The organism is Stenotrophomonas sp. P5_A8 (assembly GCF_056400545.1).
In genome coordinates, this window is sequence record NZ_JBFULB010000614.1 from 1 (window position 1) to 846 (window position 846).

The following is an 846-nucleotide window of genomic DNA, read 5'->3' on the forward strand; positions in this document are numbered from 1 at the left end:
GCGTCAGCACAACCGCCGGCGGCAGTTGGCGTCAGCACAACCGCCGGCGGCAGTTGAGGTAACCAGGGACCTCAGGCGCGGGTCAAGGGCGCTCGACGGCGTCCACCGGCACGACCGGTGCGACCGGGCCATCGTCCACTTCGCCTTTGGCCACCAGCGTGGTCAAGGCCAGATCGCCGGTGACGTTGAGTGCAGTACGGCACATGTCCAGGAAGTGGTTCACGCCCAGGATCAGACCGATGCCGAGGGGGTTCACCCCGACCATGGCGCAGATCATCGCCACCACCGGCAGCGAGCCGGACGGCACACCGGCGGTGCCGATGCCACCGAGGATGCAGACCGCCATCACCATCACCTGCTGGCCGATGCTCAGGTCCACGCCGAAGAACTGCGCCAGGAAGATCACCGTGACACCCTCGAACAGCGCGGTGCCGTTCTGGTTGGCGGTGGCACCAACGGTCAGCACGAAGCGCGAGACTTTCTGCGGCAGGCCCATCTGGTCGGCCACGCGCAGCGCGGTCGGCAGGGTCGCGTTGCTGGAGGCGGTGGAGAAGGCCATCACCGTCGCTTCCTGGGTATCGCGGAAGAACGACAGCGGCGAACGCCCGGACAGCCACACCGCGGTACCGTAGGTCACCACCATGTGCAGGCCCAGTGCCAGCACCACCACGCCCACGTACGCCCCCAGGCGGATGATCAGGTCGAAGCCGAACAGCGCGGCCAGGTTGAACATGAAGCAGGCCACCGCATACGGGGCCAGGCGGATGACCAGGTTGATCAGGGTCATCGAGACTTCGAACACGCCTTCGATGGCGCGGCGCAGCGGGGCGACCTTCTCTTCGGGGC

The 846-nt window shown here is 67.1% G+C and carries 1 protein-coding gene; it reads right to left on the reverse strand.

From position 1 onward, the window contains the following. Window positions 1-82: 82 nt before the first annotated feature. The coding region (locus AC1DQP_RS21075) for a dicarboxylate/amino acid:cation symporter (protein ID WP_478052504.1) at window positions 83-846 on the reverse strand (764 nt) is incomplete at its 5' end.